The sequence below is a fragment of the Dietzia sp. SYD-A1 genome (assembly GCF_015356725.1).
In the GTDB taxonomy this organism is placed as follows: Bacteria; Actinomycetota; Actinomycetes; order Mycobacteriales; family Mycobacteriaceae; genus Dietzia.
In genome coordinates this window covers 1-4833 of record NZ_JADDKI010000309.1, presented here as the reverse complement: position 1 = coordinate 4833, position 4833 = coordinate 1, and the positions used below count along the sequence as shown (strand labels likewise).

Genomic DNA, 4833 nt, shown 5'->3' with positions numbered 1-4833 from the left:
TCCGTCGACCCGTTGCCACCCGACGACGGCGTCCACCAGACCGTGCGGGAGCGCGTCCCCGTACAGTGCGACCGCGTCGAGCTCCCAGACGCGGGCCCCGATACCTGCCCCGCGGAGCTGATCCGCGAGCGTGAACGCGGCGGTGAGCGCCCTGTCGTCCTCCGCCTCGACCCCGAGCGTCACGCTCAGCGGTTCCCCGTCACGCTCCCATCGGGGTCCCGTACGGGTGAACCCGGCGTCACCGAGCGCACGCTCCACGCCACCGGTGTCGGCGGTCGCGGTGGCGGCGGCCCCCGGCGGGAACGGGTACGACGTGACGCCCGGGTCGGACTGCCCGGTGACGACCCGACCGACCACTTCGGGGTCGACCGCCGCCGCGAGGCCGCGCCGGACCGCCGGGTCGCGTACCGCCGGGGCGACGGTGTTGAAGCCCAACTCGAGCTGGGCCGAGGCGTCCACGGTCACAGAGCGGATCCCGGGGACGGTGGCCGAGACGTCTGAGGCCAACGGGGTGGCCGCGACCATCGCGAGCGATCCCGGCCCACCGCGCAACGCCGCACCGAGTTGGCCGGCCCCGGTCGCCCGCCGGACGAGGATCTGATCGAGCTCCGGTGCCCGAGCCCAGTACCGGTCGTTGCGGACGAACTCGATCTCGCCGCGGCCGATGTCGGCGACACGGATCATGTACGGCCCCGCGCTCATCGCGGGAAGTCGGGCCATCGCGCCCTGGAATCCGTCCGGGGCGTCCTTGAGGATGTGCCCGGGCAACAGGTCGGCGAACAGGGTCTGCCAGTCCTCCGGCGGGGAGTCGAAGACCACGTCCACGACCTTGCCTCCGGCACCCGACCGGACCTCCACGATCTGCTCATAGCCGGCGGGATCGACGACCCCGGGCTGGGTGGTCATCTGTCGCCAGAGGTATTCGAAGTCCTCCGCCGCGACCGGCACACCATCGGTCCACTGGGCCTGGGGATCGATGGTGTACCGGATGGTCCGCGGATCTGCCGGCCGGGGCTCCGCGGACACCAGGAGGTCGCGGTTGAGCACCGGGTGCCCATCCGGACCGGGGACGAAGGCGCTGGGCAGCAGTAAGGAGGCCACCAGATCCGTGTCGACCCCCTGGTCGGCCAGCAGATGTGGGTTGAATCCCGGGTCGACGCGGTCGAGAGCCAGCAGGACTCCGCCACTCGACAGGCTGACGGTCTCCCCGTCGACACCGTCCTCCCCCACCACGGTGGGAGGGGGCGGGTCGGCCACGCACCCCGCGAGGACGACGAGGGAGAGCACGCCGGCCAGCACGGCGGTACCGCGCCGACGGCCCGACGCCCCCTTCATCGCCACCGGGGCCCTCGTCAGCTGACCGACTGCTGCTCGCGGGACTTGGACCTGCTACGGGCCTTGGCCCGCTCGTTGGCGGTGAGCAGCACCTTGCGCACGCGGACGGCGTCCGGTCCGACCTCCACACACTCGTCGCCGGCGCAGAACTCCATGGCCTCCTCCAGCGAGAGGTTGCGGTGCTTGGACAACGTCTCGGTCGCGTCACAGGACGCCGCACGCATGTTGGTGAGCTTCTTCTCCTTGGTGATGTTGACGTCCATGTCCTCGGAGCGCGGGTTCTCGCCCACGACGACCCCTTCGTAGACCTCGGAACCGGGTTCGATGAAGAAGTCGCCGCGATCGGCCAGACCCAGCAGGGCGAACGCGGTGGCCTTGCCGGCGCGGTCCGCCACGAGGGAGCCGGTGTGCCGCGAGCGGATCTCCCCGACCCAGGGCTCGTACCCGGCCGACACGGAGTTGGCGATGCCGGCTCCCCGCGTCTCGGTCATGAAGGTCGTGCGGAAGCCGATGAGACCCCTGGCCGGGACGGTGAACTCCATCCGGACCCATCCGGTGCCGTGGTTGCTCATCTGCTCCATGCGACCCTTGCGGGCGGCCATGAGCTGGGTGACCGCACCGAGGTACTCCTCCGGCACGTCGATGGTCATGTGCTCCATCGGCTCGTGGACCTTGCCGTCGATCCGGCGGGTGACCACCTGGGGCTTGCCGACGGTGAGCTCGAAGCCCTCGCGGCGCATGGTCTCGACGAGGATGGACAGCGCCATCTCACCGCGGCCCTGCACCTCCCAGTCGTCGGGACGCTCGGTGTCGATGACCTTGAGCGAGACGTTGCCCACCAGTTCCTGGTCGAGCCGCGCCTTGACCATCCGCGCCGTGAGTTTCGTGCCGCCGTTCCGTCCGGCGAGCGGCGAGGTGTTGACGCCGATGGTCATCGAGATCGCCGGTTCGTCGACCGTGATCTTGGGGAGCGCGACCGGGTTCTCCGGATCGGCGAGGGTGTCGCCGATCATGATGTCGCTGATCCCGGCCACCGCCACGATGTCTCCGGCCACGGCCTCCTCGGTGGGAACGCGCTCGACGCCTTTGGTCGCCAGCAGCTCCGAGATGCGGACGGACTTCGTCTCCGTCTCGCCGTCGGCGAGGTGGTGGATCCACGCGACCTGCTGGCCCTTGCGCAGACGCCCGTTGTGGATGCGCACCAGGCCGATCCGGCCGAGGAAGTTGGAGGCGTCCAGGTTGGTGACGTGGGCCTGGAGCGGCGCGTCGGCGTCGCCGCGGGGGGCGGGGATCACCTCGTAGAGGAGCTTGAAGAAGTCGTCGAGGTTCTCCGCGTCCGGCTCCTGGCCGTTCGCGGGCTGGGTGGTGGACGCCTTACCCGCGCGACCCGAGGCGAAGACCACGGGGAGTTCGAGTGCGTGCTCCGCGGCGGCCTGGGCGGCGGGGTCCTCCAGATCCGAGGCCAGGTCGATCAGCAGGTCCTGGGCCTCCTCGACCACCTCGTCGATGCGGGCGTCCGGCCGGTCGGTCTTGTTGACGACGATGATGACGGGCAGGGACGCGGCGAGCGCCTTGCGCAACACGAAACGGGTCTGTGGGAGCGGCCCCTCGGAGGAGTCGATGAGCAGGACCACGCCGTCGACCATGTTCAGGCCACGCTCCACCTCCCCGCCGAAGTCCGCGTGACCGGGGGTGTCGATGATGTTGAGGACCAGGTCCGCGCCGCCCGCCCCCGCGCCCGGCCGCCGTACGGCGGTGTTCTTCGCGAGGATCGTGATCCCCTTCTCGCGCTCGAGATCCCCCGAGTCCATGACCCTGTCCACGAGCTCCGCGCGTTCGTCGAACGCTCCGGACTGGCGCAGCATCGCGTCGACGAGTGTCGTCTTGCCATGGTCGACGTGCGCGACGATGGCGACGTTGCGGAACTCGGTCAGGGCCATACGGTGGGTTCTCCCTCAGAGGCTTTCGGCGCCACGGGTGACTGTGCGGTCGCCGGGCGCGTGGTGGGAATCTGCGGGACGTCCGCGTGATCCACAGGCGCGTCCGTCGGAGCGCGCGTGCGCGTCCACATTACCCGTATCGGCCTCCGAGCCGTCATCCCGAGCGCGCGGGGCCGCACGCACGAGGCTCCTGTTATTTACATCACAAGTATCTTCTGCCACACTGGCCTCAGAAGCCCCAGCAGCAGGGCCTCCGGTATCCACAGCTGTCACCGTTGTGAGAGCATCGAGCCGTCGATTGGTCGGCCCGCCGACCGGTCCGTCCGCCTCATCCGAAGAATGGACTCGCCAGTGATCCGCCACTCGCTCAGGAACTCGTTCAGGACCCTCGGTCTCGGTGCCGCCGCCGCCATGGCGGTGTCGCTCGCCGTCCCGGCCTCCGCGAGCGCCCAGTCACTGGACGAGCTGGGGCGGCCGACCGAGCCGGTCCTGCAGGCCATCGAGAACCTCTCCGAGCAGCAGTGGATCCCGGAGGAGACCCGGGGCACCATCGCCCGGTTGGTCGGATTCTTCCGCGGGTCCGGCGAGCCGGGCACCCCGATCCCCACGAACGGTCCGGTGATCGCCCAGTTCGCCTATCCGACGATCATGCAGAACTGCATCGACGGGGAGCAGACCGCGGTCGGGGCCGCCACCGCCGTGCCGGGCCCCGCCGGTCTTCCCCTGCCCGGTATCCCGGGCGGTCAGCTCGGCTTCGTCTTCACCGCCCTCGGCACCGAGGGTGTCGCACCGCAGCAGGTCCAGCCCATGACGGTGGACTGGTTCAACATCACCAACGGTCGACGGGGCACCACGGTGCTCAGCTACAACGGGATCAACGAGGGCGGGCCGGCGACCCTCAACGGCGTCGCCGACACCGGCCCGGGCCAGGTGCTGATGCTCCTGCAGGGGGGCGTCACGACCACCCTCGCCGGTGGAGGGACCTCCAACTGTGTCTCCCTGCCGCTGGTGGGTTCCGCGTACGTCCCGTGACCCCCGCGGCGTGGGGCCCGACCGTCCCCACCCCGTCATGAACGACACGAGCAAGGCCCGTCTCGCCCTCGCCGGCGACGGGCCTCTCGTCGTTCTCACGGGTGCCGTAATGAGCGCGGAGAGCGGGGTACCCACCTTCCGGGACGCGCAGACCGGATTGTGGGCACGCCACGACCCCGCCGCGCTCGCCACACCTGAGGCCTGGGACCGCGACCGGGACGCGGTGTGGGCCTGGTACCGCTGGCGCGAGCACCTCGTCGGTTCCGCCGAGCCCAATGCCGGCCATCTGGCGATCGCGCGGGCCGCCGGGGGCCGCCGCGTGACCGTGGTGACACAGAACGTCGACGACCTGCACGAACGGGCGGGGTCCTCCGACGTCCTCCATCTCCATGGCAGCCTCTTCGCGCACCGGTGCGACACGTGTGAGACGGCGATCGAGGTGGGGCCCGCGCCGACCGTCCCCGTCGACCGGCTCGCCCCGCCGTCGTGCTCCAGGTGTGGGGGGCGGGCGCGACCGGGCGTGGTC

At 70.6% G+C, this 4833-nt stretch carries 4 protein-coding genes; 2 read left to right on the top strand and 2 right to left on the bottom strand.

The features are described from left to right. The coding region (locus IY392_RS12660) for an ABC transporter family substrate-binding protein (RefSeq protein WP_194861409.1) at positions 1–1335 on the bottom strand (1335 nt) is incomplete at its 3' end. 17 nt (positions 1336–1352) lie between these two features. Then, positions 1353–3275, bottom strand: a complete 1923-nt coding sequence (typA, locus tag IY392_RS12655) for a translational GTPase TypA (protein ID WP_194861408.1) — start codon at positions 3273–3275, stop codon at positions 1353–1355. 339 nt (positions 3276–3614) lie between these two features. Between typA and IY392_RS12650 the strand changes: the two genes are divergently transcribed. Continuing rightward, positions 3615–4307 (top strand): hypothetical protein, encoded by a 693-nt coding sequence (locus tag IY392_RS12650; RefSeq protein ID WP_194305641.1) that lies wholly within the window; start codon positions 3615–3617, stop codon positions 4305–4307. A gap of 37 nt (positions 4308–4344) precedes the next feature. Beyond that, the coding region (locus IY392_RS12645; RefSeq protein ID WP_304511149.1) for a Sir2 family NAD-dependent protein deacetylase at positions 4345–4833 on the top strand (489 nt) is incomplete at its 3' end.